This is a genomic window from Paludibaculum fermentans (assembly GCF_051172195.1).
Taxonomy (GTDB): domain Bacteria; phylum Acidobacteriota; class Terriglobia; order Bryobacterales; family Bryobacteraceae; genus Paludibaculum; species Paludibaculum fermentans_A.
This window is the reverse complement of sequence record NZ_JBPJAQ010000001.1, coordinates 1080368-1097115: the sequence shown is the minus strand read 5'-3', so window position 1 is coordinate 1097115 and position 16748 is coordinate 1080368. Positions and strand designations below refer to the sequence as shown.

At 63.2% G+C, this 16748-nt stretch carries 16 protein-coding genes; 10 read left to right on the top strand and 6 right to left on the bottom strand.

Going from position 1 to position 16748, the window contains the following annotated elements; all coding sequences use genetic code 11:
* Window positions 1–9: 9 nt before the first annotated feature.
* Both ACR9Y2_RS04490 and ACR9Y2_RS04485 read left to right on the top strand, forming a co-directional pair.
* Window positions 10–1014 carry a D-alanine--D-alanine ligase family protein gene (locus tag ACR9Y2_RS04490; RefSeq protein WP_435039858.1) on the top strand — a complete coding sequence of 335 codons (1005 nt, stop codon included), beginning with the start codon at window positions 10–12 and terminating at the stop codon, window positions 1012–1014.
* Entirely contained in the window at window positions 1011–2510 is a 1500-nt protein-coding gene (locus ACR9Y2_RS04485) for a S41 family peptidase (protein ID WP_435039857.1), read from the top strand. The genes ACR9Y2_RS04490 and ACR9Y2_RS04485 overlap by 4 nt, the downstream gene beginning before the upstream one ends.
* On the opposite strand, the gene ACR9Y2_RS04480 is transcribed toward ACR9Y2_RS04485, so the two are convergent.
* The 3 genes from ACR9Y2_RS04480 to ACR9Y2_RS04470 are packed head-to-tail and all read right to left on the bottom strand — an operon-like array spanning window position 2428 to window position 4661.
* Window positions 2428–3819, bottom strand: coding sequence for a hypothetical protein (locus ACR9Y2_RS04480; RefSeq protein WP_435039856.1), 1392 nt, complete (start codon window positions 3817–3819; stop codon window positions 2428–2430). The two genes, ACR9Y2_RS04485 and ACR9Y2_RS04480, sit on opposite strands and share 83 nt — an antisense overlap.
* Window position 3820: 1 nt before the next feature.
* Complete coding sequence (locus tag ACR9Y2_RS04475) at window positions 3821–4261, bottom strand: hypothetical protein (RefSeq protein ID WP_435039855.1); 441 nt, start codon at window positions 4259–4261, stop codon at window positions 3821–3823.
* A gap of 31 nt (window positions 4262–4292) precedes the next feature.
* Window positions 4293–4661 carry a metallopeptidase family protein gene (locus tag ACR9Y2_RS04470; protein ID WP_435039854.1) on the bottom strand — a complete coding sequence of 123 codons (369 nt, stop codon included), beginning with the start codon at window positions 4659–4661 and terminating at the stop codon, window positions 4293–4295.
* Between the two features lie 45 nt (window positions 4662–4706).
* On the opposite strand from ACR9Y2_RS04470, the gene ACR9Y2_RS04465 reads away from it, so the two are divergent.
* On the top strand, window positions 4707–5081 hold the full coding sequence (locus tag ACR9Y2_RS04465) for a (2Fe-2S) ferredoxin domain-containing protein (RefSeq protein WP_435039853.1): 375 nt from the start codon (window positions 4707–4709) through the stop codon (window positions 5079–5081).
* A gap of 24 nt (window positions 5082–5105) precedes the next feature.
* Here the strand turns inward: ACR9Y2_RS04465 and ACR9Y2_RS04460 are convergent, their stop codons facing one another.
* Window positions 5106–5528 (bottom strand): hypothetical protein, encoded by a 423-nt coding sequence (locus tag ACR9Y2_RS04460; protein ID WP_435039852.1) that lies wholly within the window; start codon window positions 5526–5528, stop codon window positions 5106–5108.
* Here ACR9Y2_RS04460 and cmk point away from each other — a divergent pair.
* From cmk to ACR9Y2_RS04440, 4 genes are all read left to right on the top strand, one after another.
* Entirely contained in the window at window positions 5512–6198 is a 687-nt protein-coding gene (gene cmk, locus ACR9Y2_RS04455; protein WP_435039851.1) for a (d)CMP kinase, read from the top strand. The two genes, ACR9Y2_RS04460 and cmk, sit on opposite strands and share 17 nt — an antisense overlap.
* A complete protein-coding gene (locus ACR9Y2_RS04450) occupies window positions 6195–7607 on the top strand; it encodes an aspartate kinase (RefSeq protein WP_435039850.1) in 1413 nt (470 codons plus the stop codon). The genes cmk and ACR9Y2_RS04450 overlap by 4 nt, the downstream gene beginning before the upstream one ends.
* An 80-nt stretch (window positions 7608–7687) precedes the next feature.
* Complete coding sequence (locus tag ACR9Y2_RS04445; RefSeq protein ID WP_435039849.1) at window positions 7688–9634, top strand: peptidylprolyl isomerase; 1947 nt, start codon at window positions 7688–7690, stop codon at window positions 9632–9634.
* A complete protein-coding gene (locus ACR9Y2_RS04440) occupies window positions 9635–10288 on the top strand; it encodes a VTT domain-containing protein (RefSeq protein WP_435039848.1) in 654 nt (217 codons plus the stop codon).
* Between the two features lies 1 nt (window position 10289).
* Here the strand turns inward: ACR9Y2_RS04440 and ACR9Y2_RS04435 are convergent, their stop codons facing one another.
* Both ACR9Y2_RS04435 and ACR9Y2_RS04430 read right to left on the bottom strand, forming a co-directional pair.
* A complete protein-coding gene (locus tag ACR9Y2_RS04435; RefSeq protein WP_435039847.1) occupies window positions 10290–11648 on the bottom strand; it encodes an L-serine ammonia-lyase in 1359 nt (452 codons plus the stop codon).
* A gap of 21 nt (window positions 11649–11669) precedes the next feature.
* Window positions 11670–13496 carry a M61 family metallopeptidase gene (locus tag ACR9Y2_RS04430; protein ID WP_435039846.1) on the bottom strand — a complete coding sequence of 609 codons (1827 nt, stop codon included), beginning with the start codon at window positions 13494–13496 and terminating at the stop codon, window positions 11670–11672.
* A 27-nt stretch (window positions 13497–13523) separates the two neighbouring features.
* Here ACR9Y2_RS04430 and trmFO point away from each other — a divergent pair, with 27 nt between their 5' ends.
* The 3 genes from trmFO to ACR9Y2_RS04415 all read left to right on the top strand — a co-directional run bounded on the left by trmFO (window position 13524) and on the right by ACR9Y2_RS04415 (window position 16732).
* Window positions 13524–14873: a methylenetetrahydrofolate--tRNA-(uracil(54)-C(5))-methyltransferase (FADH(2)-oxidizing) TrmFO gene (trmFO, locus tag ACR9Y2_RS04425; protein ID WP_435039845.1), complete on the top strand. Its 1350-nt coding sequence runs from the start codon at window positions 13524–13526 to the stop codon at window positions 14871–14873.
* The gene (locus ACR9Y2_RS04420) at window positions 14866–15762 is read left to right on the top strand and encodes a tyrosine-type recombinase/integrase (protein WP_435039844.1); all 897 of its coding nucleotides are present in this window, start codon (window positions 14866–14868) and stop codon (window positions 15760–15762) included. Before trmFO ends, ACR9Y2_RS04420 begins: the two co-directional genes overlap by 8 nt.
* Window positions 15763–16279: 517 nt before the next feature.
* On the top strand, window positions 16280–16732 hold the full coding sequence (locus ACR9Y2_RS04415) for a PilZ domain-containing protein (RefSeq protein WP_435039843.1): 453 nt from the start codon (window positions 16280–16282) through the stop codon (window positions 16730–16732).
* The last annotated feature ends 16 nt before the right edge of the window (window positions 16733–16748 follow it).

The window sequence follows — 16748 nt, the reverse complement described above, 5'->3', positions numbered from 1 at the left end:
AAGGCATTTATGAGTAAACTCCGCGTCGCAGTTGTGTACGGCGGCCGCAGCGGCGAGCACGAAGTCTCCATCCGCTCGGCCCAGGCCATCATGGCCGCTCTGAACACCGAGAACTACGAAATCATCCCCTATCTCATCGGCAAAGATGGCAAGTGGGATCCCAAACCGATTCTGCCTGAGCCCGGCGCCAATGACGGCATCGACGTCGTCTTCCCCGTGCTTCACGGTACTTTCGGCGAGGACGGCACCATCCAGGGGCTGTTCGAGATGGCCGACCTGGCGTATGTCGGGCCCGGCGTCTTCGGCTCCGCCGCGTCGATGGATAAGGAACATTTCAAGCGCCTCAGCGTGGAGCGCGGTCTCCCTGTCGTCGAGTACGCCATCGTCCAAACCGGCAATCCACACAAGGCTATCGACTGGGAAACCACGCTGAACCAGATCGTCGAGCGTTTCGGCCTGCCCGTCTTCGTGAAGCCCTGCAATCTGGGCTCGTCCGTGGGCGTCTCCAAGGCGCATACGGTGGAAGAGCTGCAGGCGGCGATCCTGGACGCGGCCCGCTACGACCTGAAGGTGATCGTCGAACGTGCCATCGTCGGCCAGGAAGTGGAGTGCGCCGTCCTGGGCAACTACCGCCCGCAGGCCTCCACGCCGTGCGAGATCCTGCCGTCGAAGGAGTTTTACGACTACGACGACAAATACCTGCTCGACCAGGCGCGGACAGTCATCCCGCCGAACCTGAGCGAGGAAAAGATCGAAGAGGTCCAGCGCCTGGCCATCGCGTGTTTCCAGGCCATGGACTGCAGCGGTATGGCCCGCGTCGATTTCCTGATTGAGAAAGCCACGGGCAACATTTACATCAACGAGATCAACACCATCCCGGGCTTCACCTCCATCAGCATGTACCCGAAGATGTGGGAGCATGCCGGCTGCCCGTTCGAGATGCTGGTGGGCATGCTCATCAGCCTGGCGCTGGAACGTCACAGCCTGCGCCGGGCCCTGCGCTACGAACGATGAGAACGCTGGCCGTACTCCTGCTGGCGGCGTGCCTGCCGCTGGCCGCACAGCCGAAGCCGCCCGCGAATCCGAACCGGCCCCTCCCGAATACGGAGGAGCTGGAGCGCGAGCTGAAGCGCGTTCTGGACGTGTATCTCATTGCCAGCGACAATGCGGCCGACCCGGTCAGTCCCGACGCCGCCTTCTATGGCGGAGCCATCCCCGGCATGCTGCGCCGCCTCGATCCACACTCCGTTTTCTTCGACAAGGAACAGTTCCAGCAGTTGCAGGAGATGGAGCGCAGCGTCACCAAGGGCTTTGGCAGCGTGGTGAGCGTGCTGCCCGGACGTGTCATCGTCCTGCAGACCCTGCCCGGCACGCCGTCGCAGAAGTCCGGCCTTTCGCCGGGCGACGAGATTGTCGGCGTCAACAATATTCCCTTCGCGAATCTCGACCTGGATCAGTTGGTACAAGTGCTTTCGATGACCCGCCAGCAACAGGCGCAGATCGTCGTGCGGCGCCAGGGGACGGCGCGCCTGATGTTCTTCACCCTGACGCCGGAAGAACTGCAGTCGCCCAGCGTCGACCGCTCGTTCCTGTTGGAACCCGGCATCGGTTACGTCCGCGCCACCAGTTTCGACACGAATACCGCCACGCTCATCCAGGAAGCCATCGAAGGCCTGGGCGGCGCGAAACTCAAAGGGCTGGTGCTGGACCTGCGCGAGAATCCCGGCGGCGTCCTGCAGGCCGGCCTCGCCACGGCGGCGCTGTTCTTGAAGCCCGGCACTCGTATCCTCAGCGCGCGCGGCCGCAGCACCGAGACCGAGAACATCGAGGTGCCCAAGGAAGCAAAGCCCTACGACTTCAAGCTCGCCGTGCTGGTGAATTCAAAGACGGCCAGTGCATCGGAGATCGTGGCCGGGGCCATCCAGGATAACGATCGCGGCATGGTCATCGGCGAAACGTCGTACGGGAAGGGCCTGGTGCAGCGCGTCTTCCCGCTCAGCGACAACGCCGGGCTGGCGCTGACCACGGCGTTCTACTACACGCCCAGCGGCCGTAGTATCCAGAAGCCGTTGAAGGACAACGAACTGGCCGCGGCTACCGCAACCACCCGGCCCGAGTTCAAAACCGTGGGCGGACGTACGGTGCGCGGCGGCGGCGGGATCGAACCCGACTTCGTGGTCTTCCCTGAACGTCCGGGCCGTTTTCGCTATGTCCTGGAGACTTCAGCCGCTTTCGCCGGATATGCCACGGAATGGCTCGCCGGCCACCGCGCCGACTCCAGCCGCGACATGGAGATCACCGGCCCCATGCTGGATGAGTTCCAGCTCTGGCTATCGAAGCGCAACATCCGGCCCGGGCTGTCCGAATGGTCGGCTGAGCGCGAGTACATCCGCCGCCGCCTCAAGCAGGAGATTCTGAATCAGTCGATCAGCGTTGCGATCGGCGACGAGATCGAGCTTCGGAACGATCCTGTGGTTCGGCGGGCTCTGGCAGGGTTTCAGGAACCCTGATCAACAGCAGGCCTGCAAACAGCAGCGGCGCGATCAACTGCACCATCTTGCGGTCGAGCGCGGTGTCGATCTGCCAGCCCACGGTGGGTGGGGTGATCCACAGCACCAGCAGGTCAGCCAGCAGCAGCACGGCCGGTACGATGACGGGCCACCACGGTGCGCGCGGCGCCCGCAGCTTCAGCACGAATGCCAACGCCGCGAAGAGCAGCACCGGGTGTGCCGGGAACTCGCCCAACTGCAGCAGCGAATCCAGGAAGTTCCTCAGCACGGCGCCGCCACGGCTTACGTCCGCCAGCAGGCTAAAGGAGAGGCCAGCCGTTTTCGGAGCCAGCAGCAGAGGGAAGCCCACCGCCAGCAGCAGGGCCGGCAGCGATCCTCCCAGCCAGGCAGCCGTTTTGACCCGCGCCTGCCAGGCCAGTGCCGCGGCCAGTAAGACGAAGAACACAGCGCCCTCGTTCTTCGCCGACGCGGCCAGCGCGGCCAGCAAGCCGCTCAGCGCGAGCACGCCGGGATCCCACTTCCTGCGCTCAGCCAGGGCCGCGACGATCAGCGACGCCAGCATCAGGCAGCCTACGGGCATGTCGGCATACTGGCCCGGAGCCTGCCGCCACAATGGTGTCGACGTCAGCAGAATCACCCCGCCCAGCCAGCCCAGCGCCGGAGAGCGCAGCAGCGCCAGGGCGAACCCAAGCAGCAGGGGGATGGCCGCGCTGAAGAGAAACGATGCCGCGATGGGCACACGGGGATCACCCGTCGCGCCGCCGTAGACCCAACCGCGCGCCACCACGGAGGGCCACAACAACGGCGCGTCGGCGTTCGCCAGTCCGTTCTCCGCGGTGATTGCGAGGCGCCAGGTCGAAGCGTCCGTCAGGAACTTGGCCCGCAGATTCCAACTCGACCAGGCATCCCAATTCCCCTGCGGATTGCCATTGGTGAAGGCGAAGAATCCGGCCGCGAACAGCACCATGCCGACTGCGAAGGCCATGGCCGGCAGCCAGGTCCACTTGAATCCAGGGGGCGCCGGAGTCTCCTCCTGTCCAGCAATGGAACCGCGCCGGAGAAACCAACCGGCGATGCCGCACAGTGCCAGCAAACCATCGGCTGCATGGACGGCAGTCTGCGCACCCAGTCCGGCCCAGAGCAGGGCAAACGACAGGGCAGCGGTAGCCGCCAGGCCCACCGGCAGCGCCAGCAGCGCTTCGAGGATCCAGGCCATCCAACGTGGCCGCAGCCCGTCGCAGGCCCGCGAGGCGCGCACCCACGGCCAGCCAATCGCCCACGCCAACAGTAGCGAGCCAATGCCTATCACGCTAACGGCCCTCCCGGCGGTACAGCCCCACGGAATTGCCGAGATTCTCCACCAGCACCATGCCACGGTCGCGGCCCTGCGCCGCCAGGTTGGCATCATTCGCGGACAGGGCGCCGATCCACCAGACCGGCTTCACCTTGGCCGTCCAGGGCACCAGCACTCGCGGCGCGACGGCGTATTGCGTGTAGGCAAACGCCGCCTGCTCCGCCAGGTCGCTATCCGGCAGATCGGAGAAATAGCCTACCTTTTCGGTGACAGGGATGCGCGCCAGCACGGGCTGGAGCCGCTCCTGTTGGGCCATCACGTGGAAGGGGTCGTGGAACTGCGAGGCATACTGGTCAGATAGGCCGTACTGCTGTAGTGCGCCGAAGAGCGCCACCACAGCCACCGCGGCCACTCCGGCCAGCGCGCGCGCGCCGGTCGTATGGTCTTGCGCAGGCATAGGGTGCAACTCACAAGTATAGCGGCCGGTCCTACAGATCTCGAAGCCGCCGCAACCGGTTGCGCCTTACCCGCTCAGCTCGTAGCACCTCGCGCTCGTCCAGGCCGAAATAATGGGCCACCTCGTGCCAGATCGTCTCCTCGACCAGGCGTCGCAGTTCGGCCGGAGTGCGGGCCTCTCGTTCGTGAGGGCCCTGATAGAGAGTGATGCGGTCTGGCATCGAGAAGGAGTGGACGGTGCTACGTTCCGTGAGGGGGCGGCCCTCGTAGAGTCCCAGCAACCCCGGCGTGGCAGGCTCCTGCTCGACCAGGAACACCAGATTCTGCAGCTGCCGCCGGAAGCGCGGAGGAATGACATGCATGCACTCTTCGACGAGTTGGTCGAACTCCAGCGGAGTCATACGTTAGCCTTAAGTGTAGATGCGGGATCGAGGGAAAGGATCACAATGAGCGAACAGGACGACGAGCGAATCCAGAAAGTTGCCTCCGCCTACGGCATCGGCTCCCTTCGGCGCCACATCTTCCTGTGCGCCGACCAGACGAACCCAAAGTGCTGTTCGAAGGAGCAGGGTCTCGAGTCCTGGGACTACCTCAAGTCACGGCTCAAGGAGTTGAACCACAAGGAGATCTACCGCACCAAGGCCAACTGCCTGCGTATCTGCGAGCAGGGCCCCATCGCGGTCGTCTATCCGGATGGAGTCTGGTACCGCAACGCTACGCCTGCCGTCATCGAACGCATCATCCAGGAACACCTGATTGGCGGACAGCCCGTCGAGGAATTCGTCTTCGCGCGCGATCCGCTGGCCCAGGCGGAGGAGTGAACTCCGCCTGCCGGGCCGGCTGGTTTACTGTGGGACAGGCATCCCCATCTGCTTGTAGATCCCCTCGATCAGGTTGATCTTCGCCTTCGCATCTTTATTGGCCGGATCGTAAGTCAGCACCTCGCGATACTGCTTCAGTGCCGGACGGTACTTCTGCCGCGGCGGCAGGGCCTCGTTGTTCATGAAGCTGTCGGCATACTTCAAGTGCGCATCCGCCAGCGCTTTGTTCACTTCAGCATCCTTGGCGTTCGCCTTGTAGAGCGGGTCGAGCAGCGCGAACGCCTCCTCGAATTTGCCCGCTTTCACTTTGGCCTCCGCCTGAGTCACCTTCGGATTGGCGGCGAACAGGCAGATCGCGGCCGCCAGAGTCATCAAAACTGTCTTTCCCAGCATAATTTCCAGTCTAGCGCGATAAACTGGAGTGTTAGCCTTGACGAAACGCATCATCGTAGCCATCGACGGACCGGCCGGCGCCGGCAAAAGCACCCTCGCCAAACGGGTGGCAGCCCGCCTTTCTTTCATTTATATCGACACCGGAGCCATGTACCGCGCTGTCGCCCTCTGGGCCCGCCGCACGGGCGTGGAATGGAACGACCTCCAGGGCCTGGAGCAACTCGCCCGCGAGGCGGAGATCCGCCTGGAGCGCGACGGCCGCGTCCTGCTGAACGGTGAGGACGTCAGCTCAGCCATTCGCGAGCCCGACATCTCCCAAGGCGCCTCCATCGTCTCCGCCGTCTCCGGCGTGCGCCGTGCCCTGGTCGCTAAACAGCAGGAAATGGGCGAGATCCACTCCGCCGTGATGGAAGGGCGCGACATCGGCACGGTCGTCTTCCCCAACGCCGAAGTGAAGGTGTTCCTCGACGCCACCCCCGAAGTGCGCGCGCAACGCCGCGTCTCTGATCTCCAGTCCCGCGGTATCCCGGCCGACTTCGATGAAGTCCTCCGCGAAATGAAACAACGGGATGAGCGCGACTCCACTCGCCCCGACTCGCCCCTGCGGCAGGCTCCTGACGCCACCTACCTCGATTCCAGTCACATGGATGCCGGCCAGGTGGAAGAAGCGCTGCTGCGCATCGTGCGCGAACGCACCAGCAATGGAAAGGAAGTTCATCGTTGAAGAATTTGCTCGTGATGAAGTTCGGCGGCACCAGCATGGGCACCGCCGAGCGGATCAAATCGGCTGCCGCTCTGTGCGAAGACGCGCACGCCCAACGGCCTACAGTTGTCGTGGTCTCCGCCATGTCGAAAGTCACCGATATGCTGCTGGAGACCCTGCGCCACGCCGAAGGCGGTGATGAACGCGGGGTCGACGCCAATCTGGCTGCCCTCGATGCGAAACACCGCGATTGCTGTGCCGACCTGCTGCAGGACCTCGCCGCCCGCAACACCACCCAGTCCCTTCTCGATGACATCCTGCTGGAGTTTTCACGCATCGCGCGCGGCGTCCTGATGCTGGGCGAACGCCCGCCGCGCTCAGTCGACGAAGCCATCGCTGTCGGCGAGCGCCTCTCCTCCAACCTCATTGCCGCTTACATGCGCAGCCGGGGCGTCGAAGCCTTCGCCGTCAATGCCCGCGATCTCGTCGTGACCGACGCCGTCTTCGGCAATGCCAGTCCGCTGATGGATCAAACCCGCGAAAAGGCCGTCAATCAGCTCAAACCGGCCCTCGAGCAGCGCAAACTCCCCGTCATCACCGGGTTTAATGGAGCCACCATGGACGGCCGGGCCACCACACTAGGCCGTGGCGGCAGCGACTTCTCCGCCTCCATCCTGGCCTCCGTCCTCGATGCCTCGGAACTTTGGATCTGGAGCGATGTCGACGGCATCATGTCGGCCGACCCCCGCCTCGTCCCCAATGCCAAGGTGCTGGACGAAATCACTTACCGCGAAGCGGCTGAGCTGGCCTACAACGGCGCCAAAGTGCTACATCCTCGTACCCTGGTGCCCCTGATGGAGAAGGACATCCCGGTCTGGAGCAAGAACAGCTTCAACCTCACCGCCCCCGGTACCCGCATCGTGCCCGAAACCAGGGAAGGTCCCATCGGGCCCCGCGCCGTCACCTCCATGACGAATGTTGCGCTGGTCACGCTCGATCCCGCCAGCGCCCTGCTCAGCGGCACCAAGATCATGGCCCGCTCGCTCGAGGCCCTCGCCGCCGCCAATGCCGAAGTCCTCGCCCTAACCAGTTCCAGCTACCGCCAGAATTTCTGCTTCCTCATCCGCACGGCCGAGTTGCCCGCCGTCATCGAACGCCTGGAGGCGACCTTCTCGATTGAACTCACCCACGGTTACCTGAACCCCATCGACGTTGAACTCGACGTCGGCCTGCTCGCCATCGTCGGCGAGGGGATGAAGGGCCACCCCGGCCTGGCCGGACGGATTTTCACGGCCATCTCTCGTGAGATGGTCAACATTATCGCCATCGCCCAGGGCTCCTCCGAGCTCACCATCGGCATTGTGGTCCGCAAGGACGGTATCGAAAAAGCCGTTCGCGCCGTCCATGCCGAATGTGGCCTGGGCAATTAGCAGCGCATCCGGCCCCCTACTTTCCGGGCGGGCTGGCGGGTTTATAATAGTAGTTTCGCTTCAGCTAGGAGTTTCTTCCCATGTTTGACCTGTTCCGCAGCCGTGAGAAGTCTGTGCGTTACCTGCTCGGTGCGCTTTTGACGCTGGTTGCTCTTTCGATGGTGATCACCCTGGTCCCCGGCTACGGTGGCGGATGGGGCAGCGGCGGCAACAGCGGCGACCCGAATATCCTCGCGGAAATCGGCGACCAGAAGGTGACAGCCCAGGATGTCCGCCAGTTCATGGCCCGCGAACGCAGTGCGATCCAGAAGGGCATGGAGCAGTTCTACGTGCCGCTGGCCGTCCAGCAGATGGTCGCCCAGCGCGCAGTGGCTTATCAGGCCAGCCGCATGGGTATGAAGGTCAGCGATGAGGACCTTGCCAATACGGTCCGCTCCATCCTGCCTCAACTCTTTGAAAATGGTAAGTTTGTCGGCAACGAAGCCTACGCCGCGTTCCTCGGCCAGCAGAACTTCACCATCCAGCAGTTTGAAGATAATGTGCGCATGGCCGCCCTGGAAACGCGCCTCGAAACACTCGCCCTGGAAGGCACCGTCGTGACGCCGGGCGACATCGAAGGCGAGTACAAGCATCGCCACGACAAGATCAAGATCGCCTACTTCGGCATCGGGCCGGAACTCTTCAAGGGCAAGGTCAACGTCACGCCCGAAGAGGTGAAGGCGTTCTTCGACAAGAACCGCACTCTCTACCAGTCGCCGGAGCGCCGCAGCTACCTCATCTTCCCCGTGGACGAAGCCACCATCGCCGCCGGCATCAAGGTGGATGACGCCACGCTGCAGAAGCTCTACACGCAGAATCAGGAATCCTTCCGCACGCCAGAGCGGGTCAAGGCCAGCCACATCCTGCTGAAAACGACCGACAAGTCGCCAGCCGAAGTGGCCGCGATCCAGAAAAAAGCCGAAGACCTGCTGAAGCAGATCAAGGGCGGCGCCAATTTCGCCGAACTCGCCAAGAAGAACTCCGAAGACAATGCCCCCGGCGCTTCCGCTGCCAAGGGTGGCGAGTTGGGCTGGGTTGTTCGCGGCCAGATGGTGGCCGAGTTTGAGAAGGCTACTTTCTCTACTCCGGCCGGTACGGTCAGCGGCCTGATCAAAACGGAGTACGGCTTCCACATTATTAAGGTGGATGCGCACGAATCCGCCCACCTCCGCACCTTCGCGGAAGTCCGCGATGAGATCGCTCGCGAAGCCACCCGCGCCATGGTGTTCGACAAGATGCAGACCCTCTCGGACCAGCTCCGCGCGGCTCTCATCAAGTCGCCCGCCGAGGCCGAGAAGCTCGCTGCCGCCAACGGCATTACCCCGGTTCGCGCGGAGCGCGTGGGCCCCGGCGATCCCATCCAGGAAATTGGCATCAATCCCCAATTTGCTGACGCAGCCGCCGGCCTCGCCAAGAATGGCGTCACCCCGGTCGTCCAGGTTGGCCAGAACAAGCTGGCCGTTGCCCAGGTCACTGAGATCATCCCGGCCCATCCGGCCGAGTTCGCCGATGTCCAGGCGCAGGTGCGCGATGCCCTCCTCGGCCAGCGCGCCCAGGAAGCCATGCAGAACGCTGTGAAGGAAGCCACCGCCAAGCTCAAGTCGGCGAACGGCGATCTCGCCTCCCTCGCCAAGCAGTTCGGCGCCGACCTCAAGACCTCGGAACTGGTAAACCGCGATGCCGCCATCACCGGCCTCGGCTCCGCCAGCACCGTGGGTGAAGGCTATACCCGCAACGTCGGCGATGTCTTCGGTCCGGTCCCGACGCCCAATGGCACCTTCTACTGCAAGGTCCTCGAGAAGGAAGCGGCCGACCTGACGGCGATCGTCGCCAATCGCACCGCCCTCATCCAGGAGCTGAAGTCCCGCCGCGCCAGCGAGCGCCGCGAACTCTTCGGCGACGGCGTCGTCCAGGCTCTCATCAAGCAGAAGCGGGTGAAGATCTACGACGACAACATCAAGAAGCTGGTCGCGTCCTACGGCGGCTAGATGTTGCGCGAGTTTATTGACTTTGTCCTGGCCCTGAAGGACCCGGACGCGCTCATCCGGTTGCTCACCACCGTCTTCACGGGATGGTGGAGCTACGCGATGCTCTTCGGCATCGTGTTCGCTGAAACCGGCCTGCTCGTCGGGTTCTTCCTTCCAGGCGACTCACTTCTGTTCACGGTTGGTGTGGTCGCCGGCGCGGGTCAACTCGATCTCGCCGGCATCATCATCACCCTGATCATCGCTGCCTTGCTGGGGAATTCCTGCGGCTACTTCCTGGGCCGCTTCATCGGTGTCCGCCTGTTCGCCAACCCCAACTCGAAGATCTTCCGCCGCGAACACCTCGACCGCACCCACGCCTTCTACGAGAAGCACGGCGGCAAGACTATCATTTACGCCCAGTTCGTGCCCATCATCCGCACCTTCGCCGCCTTCGTGGCCGGTGTGGCCGGCATGGGCCTGCCGCGCTTCCTGTCGTTCAATATCTTCGGCAGCGTAGGGTGGGTGATCTCGATGACCCTGCTGGGCTACAAACTCGGCAGCTTTCCCATCATCCGGGCGCATTTCGAGAAAGTCGTCATCCTCATCGTGCTGGTCTCCGTGGTCCCGGTCATCGTGCAGGTGCTGCGCAGCCGCCGCTCACCGGAAACCGCTTAATTCAGCACTCGATTACGTTCAAAGCCAATCCGCCCAGCGACGTCTCCTTGTACCGGCTCTGCATGTCCATGCCCGTGTCGTACATGGTCTTGATCACCTGGTCCAGCGTCACCCGGTGGCCTGTCGTGTTCTGCATCGCCATGCGGGCCGCATTCACCGCCTTGATGGCTCCAAATGCGTTCCGCTCGATGCACGGGATCTGCACCAGTCCCGCGATGGGGTCGCAGGTCATCCCCAGGTTGTGCTCCATCCCGATCTCGGCGGCATGCTCCACCTGGTCGTTCGCGCCGCCCAGCGCCGACACCAGGCCGGCAGCCGCCATCGAACACGCCACGCCCACTTCGCCCTGGCAGCCCACTTCGGCCCCGGAGATCGAGGCATTTTCTTTGTAGAGGACCCCAATCGCCGCCGCGGCCAGCAGATACCGCTCCATGCCTTCGCTGGAACCTTCTTGGAAACGCATGTAGTAATGCCCTACCGCCGGAATGATGCCCGCCGCGCCATTTGTCGGCGCCGTCACCACCCGTCCGCCGGCCGCATTCTCCTCGTTCACCGCCAGCGCCCATACGTTCACCCAGTCCAGCGGAGCCAGCGGATCGTTCGCGTCGCTGCCAGCCAGCCGGTTCACCAGCGAAGCCGCCCGCCGTGTCACGTTCAAACCGCCCGGCAGCACGCCTTCGGTCTCCAGCCCGCGCTGGGTACACTGCTGCATGGCATTCCAGATCCGCCGGATCCCGTCTCGTACTTCCGTCTCGCCGCGCCACGCTAACTCGTTGGCCAGCATCAGTTCCGCGATTGTCAGCGAGTTGGCGTTCGCCCGTTCCAACAGCTCGGCGCCGCTCTGGAAAGGATAGGGAACCGCCGGACGGGCCGACTCGGCCGCCGCCTGCCCCTCTTCCCGGATGAATCCGCCGCCCACTGAGTAGTACACCCGGCTGTCGACCACTTCGCCGTGGCTGCCCAACACCGAGAACCGCACCGCATTGGGGTGGCCCGGTAGCACCATATCCATATGGAAGATGAGGTCGCTGGCAGCGGAGAACTTCACTTCGTGCCGGCCCAACAGCGCCAACCGACCGTCCTGCTCCAGTTGCGCCAGCCGTGGCCCGATCGATTCAGGGTCCACGCCATCCGGTTGCTCGCCCAGCCAGCCCAGCAGGATGCCCCGGTCGGTGCCATGGCCGCGTCCGGTCAGCGCGAGTGAACCGTACAACTCCGCCCGGATTCGCCGCACCGCCGGCAGCAGTCCACGGTCGTCCAACTGCCGGACAAACGTGTAGGCCGCCCGCATGGGTCCCACGGTGTGGGAACTCGAGGGACCGATGCCGATCTTGAAGAGATCAAAGAGACTTGTCCGCAATCCGGTCCCTCGTGCCTGCGCCTATTGCATCAACCAGCTTTTCAGGTGCGCCTTCTGCTCGTCGCTGGCGTCGGCCTTCACTTCCAGCGCCCACGTTTTGGCTTCGTCCGTCACAATTGGCAGCTTGAAGGTCATCAGCTTGTCGCGCCGGGCCACCAGCAGATCCACCGTATCGCCAGGTTTGTAGTTGTCCAGCCGCGACGGCCACTGCTCGGCCCGCACCCGGTAGCCGTTCACGGCCAGGATCTCGTCGTCCACGTTCAACCCCGCATCATAAGCGGCCGTCCCGCGCTGCAGCCGCGAAACTACGATACGGCCGGCGGCCGTGCCCGTCGTTACGCCAGTCACGATCCGCGGCGGGCCGTTGCGTCCTGCCTGGGGCCGGAACCGCAGCCCATACCAGTCCAGCGCTTCCGTGTAATCCAGCTCCTCCGTCGTCTCCAAAGCATTCTTGAAGAAGGACTTCAGGTCAACTCCAGCCACTTCGCTGGCGACCGCCCGGAACTGCTCCGGCGTATAGCCCTTGGCTCCGCTGTATCGTTCAAACGCCAGCTTCAGTACATCATCCAGCGACTTTGCTCCATTGGTAGCTTTCCGAACTTTCGCATCCAGGATAAACCCGATCACCTGGCCCTTGGTGTAGTAGCTGATCGCCGTATTCGACGTGTTCTCGTTCGGCCGGTAGAGCTGGATCCAGGCATTGTACGAGGCCGATTCCGCCGGCGTGACCAGACGGCCCGGCGTCGTCTGCAACTGCCCAATCGCCCCCGACATCGCCCGCAGCAATTGCGGCTGGGTCGATAGGCCCGACCGCCGCAGCGCCAGAGGACCGTAATAGGACGTCACGCCCTCCGCAAGCCATAGGCTCCGCGTGTACGTTTCATTCTCATAGTCGAATGGACCCAGTTCCACCGGCCGCAGCCGCTTCACGTTCCAGAGATGGAAGTACTCGTGGCTTACCAACCCCAGCCAGCCAACACGGTTCGGCCGACGGTTGCCGGCCCCGGCGGGCGCGCCGCCCGGGATCTCCGGCGGATCCTGGGTATTGCCATAGGCCCAGCGGCTAGTCCCCATCCAGGTGGAGTTCTTGTGCTCCAGTCCACCACCGGACTCCGTGATCATATTGAAAAAGACGTACTTGTCGTACGGCAGCCCGCCCCATTGGCGACTGTATTCCGCCACGATCTTGGCCACGTCCCGCGCCGAAGCCGGTCCGTCCCACATCGGCCCTTCCCCTTCATTCACCAGATAGTGCTTCTTCCCGTCGACCTCGAACTCGTGGATCGGCCCGTTGCCGGCGTAGATGGGGCTGTCCAGCAACTGGTCCCAATCGACGGCCAGATACGTGTGCGGCGCCGGGCCCTCCTTCATCCCGCTGATGCTGCGGGTCCAACCGGAAGGCAGCTCCAGCTTCACCTCATAGGGCCGTTTGTCGGCGCCCACCAGGGTCATGAAGTTCGCGGCGCCGTTCATCATGGCGAAGCCGGCGTCCACCCAGTTGCCCTGCACGCTCATCTCGTGGGCATAGACCTTATAATTCAAAGAGATAGCGGCCGCACCCTTTGCGTCCACCTTCCAGCGGTTCTTGCGGGTTTTGCTCCAGGTCAACTCGTGGCCCTGGCTGTCCTGCGCCTTGAAGTTCTCCACATTGCGGGCATACTCCCGCACCAGATAGGAGCCGGGAGTCCATACGGGCATGTACAGTTCCACCGCCGGCTGGCCGGCCGGGATTTCCGCCGTCACCTCCACATAGTGCGTGTGAGCAGCCGGAAACTTAAGCGTGTACCGCACAGGAGCCTGGGCGAAAACGGAAATCGAGAGAACGAGTGAAAGAAATATGGTGCGCATTGGGCTAAGACCTAAAATGGTAGGAGCTTGACGAAAAAGGTTACCATTCACGTGCTCGGCGCGGGGCTGGCCGGCAGCGAGGCGGCGTGGCAGATCGCGGACAAAGGGATCTCCTGCATCCTATATGAAATGCGGCCGCTGCGGCAAACTCCTGCCCACAAGACGGGCGATTTCGGCGAGCTGGTCTGCTCCAACTCGTTGAAAAGTGACTCCGAAAACACCGCCCCCTGGCTGCTGAAGCGCGAACTGCGGCAGTTGGGCTCTCTCGCCATGCGCGCGGCCGAAGAATGCCGTGTTCCTGGCGGCCACGCGCTCACGGTCGACCGCGATCTCTTCGCCGCCGCCTTAACCAAGGCTATCGAAGACCATCCCCTGATCCAGGTAGTCCGTGAGGAAGTCACGGAAATTCCAGCCGACGGCATCGTGGTTGTGGCCACCGGTCCACTCACTTCCGGTCCGCTGGCGGCCGATATTGCCCGTCTCACTGGCAGCGAGCGGCTCTACTTCTACGACTCCATCAGCCCCATCATCGACGCCGAGACCATCGACCGCGAGAAGGTCTTCGCGGCCTCCCGCTACGGTAAGTCATTGGACGGCGGCGACGACTACTTAAACTGCCCGTTCAACAGGCAGGAGTACGAGACCTTCGTCGACGCAGTGCTCACGGCCGAAAGCGCCGGTGCCCACATCGATGAAGATCGCGCCATCCACAACGGCAAAGTCGCCTTCTTCGAGTCGTGCTTGCCCATCGAGGAGATCGCCCGGCGCGGGCGCGACACCCTCCGCTTCGGCCCCATGAAGCCCGTCGGATTGGACGATCCGAAAACCGGCCGCTGGCCCTACGCCGTGGTCCAGTTGCGCCAGGAAGATCAGCGCGCCGGCAGCTACAATCTCGTTGGTTTTCAGAACTATATGAAGTTCCCGGAGCAGAAGCGCGTGTTCCGGCTCATCCCCGGACTGGAAAACGCCGAGTTCCTGCGCTTCGGCCAGATCCATCGTAATACCTACATCAACGGGCCGGAACTGCTCACCGCCACATTGCAGCTGAAGAGTGATCCGCGCATCTTCTTCGCCGGCCAGATCTCCGGAGTCGAAGGCTATGTGGAGTCCATCGCGACGGGCCTGCTGGCCGGCCGCTTTGCCGCCGCCCTGGCCCTGGGCGAGACGCCCCTTCCGGTGCCGCGCGAGACCGCTTTGGGGTCCCTGACCTACTACATCACCAACGCCAATCCGAAACACTACCAACCCGCCAACATTGCCTTCGACCTGCTGCCGGCGCTGGATGAGGCGGCGCGCCAGCGCTTGAAACGCGACAAGAAGGCGCGCCATGCCGAGGTCTGCCGCCGCGCCATCGAGGCCATGTCCACGTATGTCTGACCTGCAGCTCTGGATCAACTCCTACCTGGCCGAGCTCACACGGATCAACTCGTCAGTCCACACCGTGCGTAACTATCAGACTGATCTGGAACAGTTTGTCGATTACTTCTCGCGAAACGGGCTGAACCCGCCGGAGCCCAAGGACTTCGACCAGCTCATGCTACGCGAATGGCTGGCCGACCTATACGGCCAGGACTTGGCCCGCACCACCATTCGACGCAAGCTCGCCGCCGTGCGCAGCCTGTTCGACCATTGCCTGCGCCAAGGCGTCATTACCTTGAACCGGGCCAAACTCCTCACCACGCCGCGCATGCCCAAGACGCTGCCCGACGTCCCCACCGAGGAGCAGACCAACACCCTGATCGACGACATCGCCAAGGGCAAGCTGGAGCGCCCCTCGCCCCAACGCGACCTGGCCCTGTTCGAGCTCCTTTACGGCTGCGGTTTGCGTATCAGCGAGCTGGTCGGGCTGGATACCAGCGACTTTGACCTGTCAGAAGGCTGGGTGCGTGTACGCGGTAAACGCAAGAAAGAACGGCAGGTACCCATCCCAGGCAAGGCCATGGCCGCCCTGCGGGCCTGCCTGGCGGCACGGCACCCGGCAGAAGGCGAGATGGCCGTTTTCCTGAATCACCGCGGCCAGCGGCTGACCGATCGCGGCGCCCGGGGGATCGTCAAGATGTACTCCATCGCCCTCTCGGCCGACTCCTCGCTCCACCCACATTCCCTGCGTCACGCCTACGCAACCCATCTGCTGAGCGCCGGAGCCGACCTCCGCGCCATCCAGGAACTGCTGGGCCATGCCTCGCTTTCCACTACTCAGAAGTACACCCAGCTTTCGCTGACAGACCTGATGCGGGTCTATGACAAGGCCCATCCCCGGGCCTAGACAGTGCGCAACCGGCGTTTCAATCTGACATAGATCGTGCGGATTAGTAGTTTGGCCGCCGGGCGGCTTCCAGGCACTCACCTTAGTACCTGTGGAAATCTGACGTTTCTAGCCTGGTTCCGAATGACGAGGCGAAGCAAAGCCAATGCCAATTGTCGGGAACTTTCAGACGAATCAGCGGGGCTGGTTGCCTCTCCCGGCCTGGATCCCGCTTGAGCCGCACAAGCGGTGAGCCCCGGCCAGTGGTGGCACTCCCCAGTAGTTTCCGGCTGGCGCGGTGCCCGAGACTCTCGAATCCGCATGCGTATGGGCGCACTAGTTGCAATCTAAGCCATTGATTATTAGTAGGTTGCTGCCATTCCGGAGAAGCTCCACGCCCACGGCCCGAGGCAACGGCACGCGCTGACACACCTGCCAGCTCGATGCTTCACGATGGCCGCCGGAAAGGCCATCAAGGGTCCGCGGCGCGCAAGCCCCTTCACAGCCGGAGGGGTCCTGGAATGGCCGCTGTTGTACTGTGCCCAAGGCGAACAAACGGGCCGGGCCCGCTTTTGCTGCTGTCCGAGTTTGGGTGGTACTAGGTAGTTCTCCCCATTACGAGGGGCGAAAAGGGGTTGACCATCCTAGGAAAAACCTCTTAGATAGAACTACAGTGTCAGAGCAAAGAAGATCCAGACGATTTGAACTGAAGCTGCCATTGGAACTGGTACGTGCTGGTTCCCGGCGGATTTCACATATTGGGGAGACCAGGAACGTTAGTTCTGGAGGAGTCCTCTTCAATGACCCGGCTGAACCCATCGAATTGGGCCAGCCCATTGAATATATGATCAGCCTGCCCACCGGCAAGTCGATGGGCGACGTTCGCATCCGGTGCATGGGCAAGGTCGTCCGCCGTGACGACGATAGCCAGGCTCTGGCTGCCACCCTGGAACGCTACGAGTTCGTCCGGGTGAATTCCGCAACCGCTTAAGCCATCTGCTACGTGG

Bases quoted from the DNA above. Each gene is read 5' to 3' on its own strand.
- ACR9Y2_RS04485 (WP_435039857.1), top strand. From the start codon at position 1,011: ATGAGAACGCTGGCCGTACTCCTGCTGGCGGCGTGCCTGCCGCTGGCC.
- ACR9Y2_RS04465 (WP_435039853.1), top strand. From the start codon at position 4,707: ATGAGCGAACAGGACGACGAGCGAATCCAGAAAGTTGCCTCCGCCTAC.
- ACR9Y2_RS04490 (WP_435039858.1), top strand. From the start codon at position 10: ATGAGTAAACTCCGCGTCGCAGTTGTGTACGGCGGCCGCAGCGGCGAG.
- ACR9Y2_RS04470 (WP_435039854.1), bottom strand. From the start codon at position 4,661: ATGACTCCGCTGGAGTTCGACCAACTCGTCGAAGAGTGCATGCATGTC.
- ACR9Y2_RS04440 (WP_435039848.1), top strand. From the start codon at position 9,635: ATGTTGCGCGAGTTTATTGACTTTGTCCTGGCCCTGAAGGACCCGGAC.
- ACR9Y2_RS04445 (WP_435039849.1), top strand. From the start codon at position 7,688: ATGTTTGACCTGTTCCGCAGCCGTGAGAAGTCTGTGCGTTACCTGCTC.
- ACR9Y2_RS04460 (WP_435039852.1), bottom strand. From the start codon at position 5,528: ATGATGCGTTTCGTCAAGGCTAACACTCCAGTTTATCGCGCTAGACTG.
- ACR9Y2_RS04420 (WP_435039844.1), top strand. From the start codon at position 14,866: ATGTCTGACCTGCAGCTCTGGATCAACTCCTACCTGGCCGAGCTCACA.
- ACR9Y2_RS04475 (WP_435039855.1), bottom strand. From the start codon at position 4,261: ATGCCTGCGCAAGACCATACGACCGGCGCGCGCGCGCTGGCCGGAGTG.
- ACR9Y2_RS04430 (WP_435039846.1), bottom strand. From the start codon at position 13,496: ATGCGCACCATATTTCTTTCACTCGTTCTCTCGATTTCCGTTTTCGCC.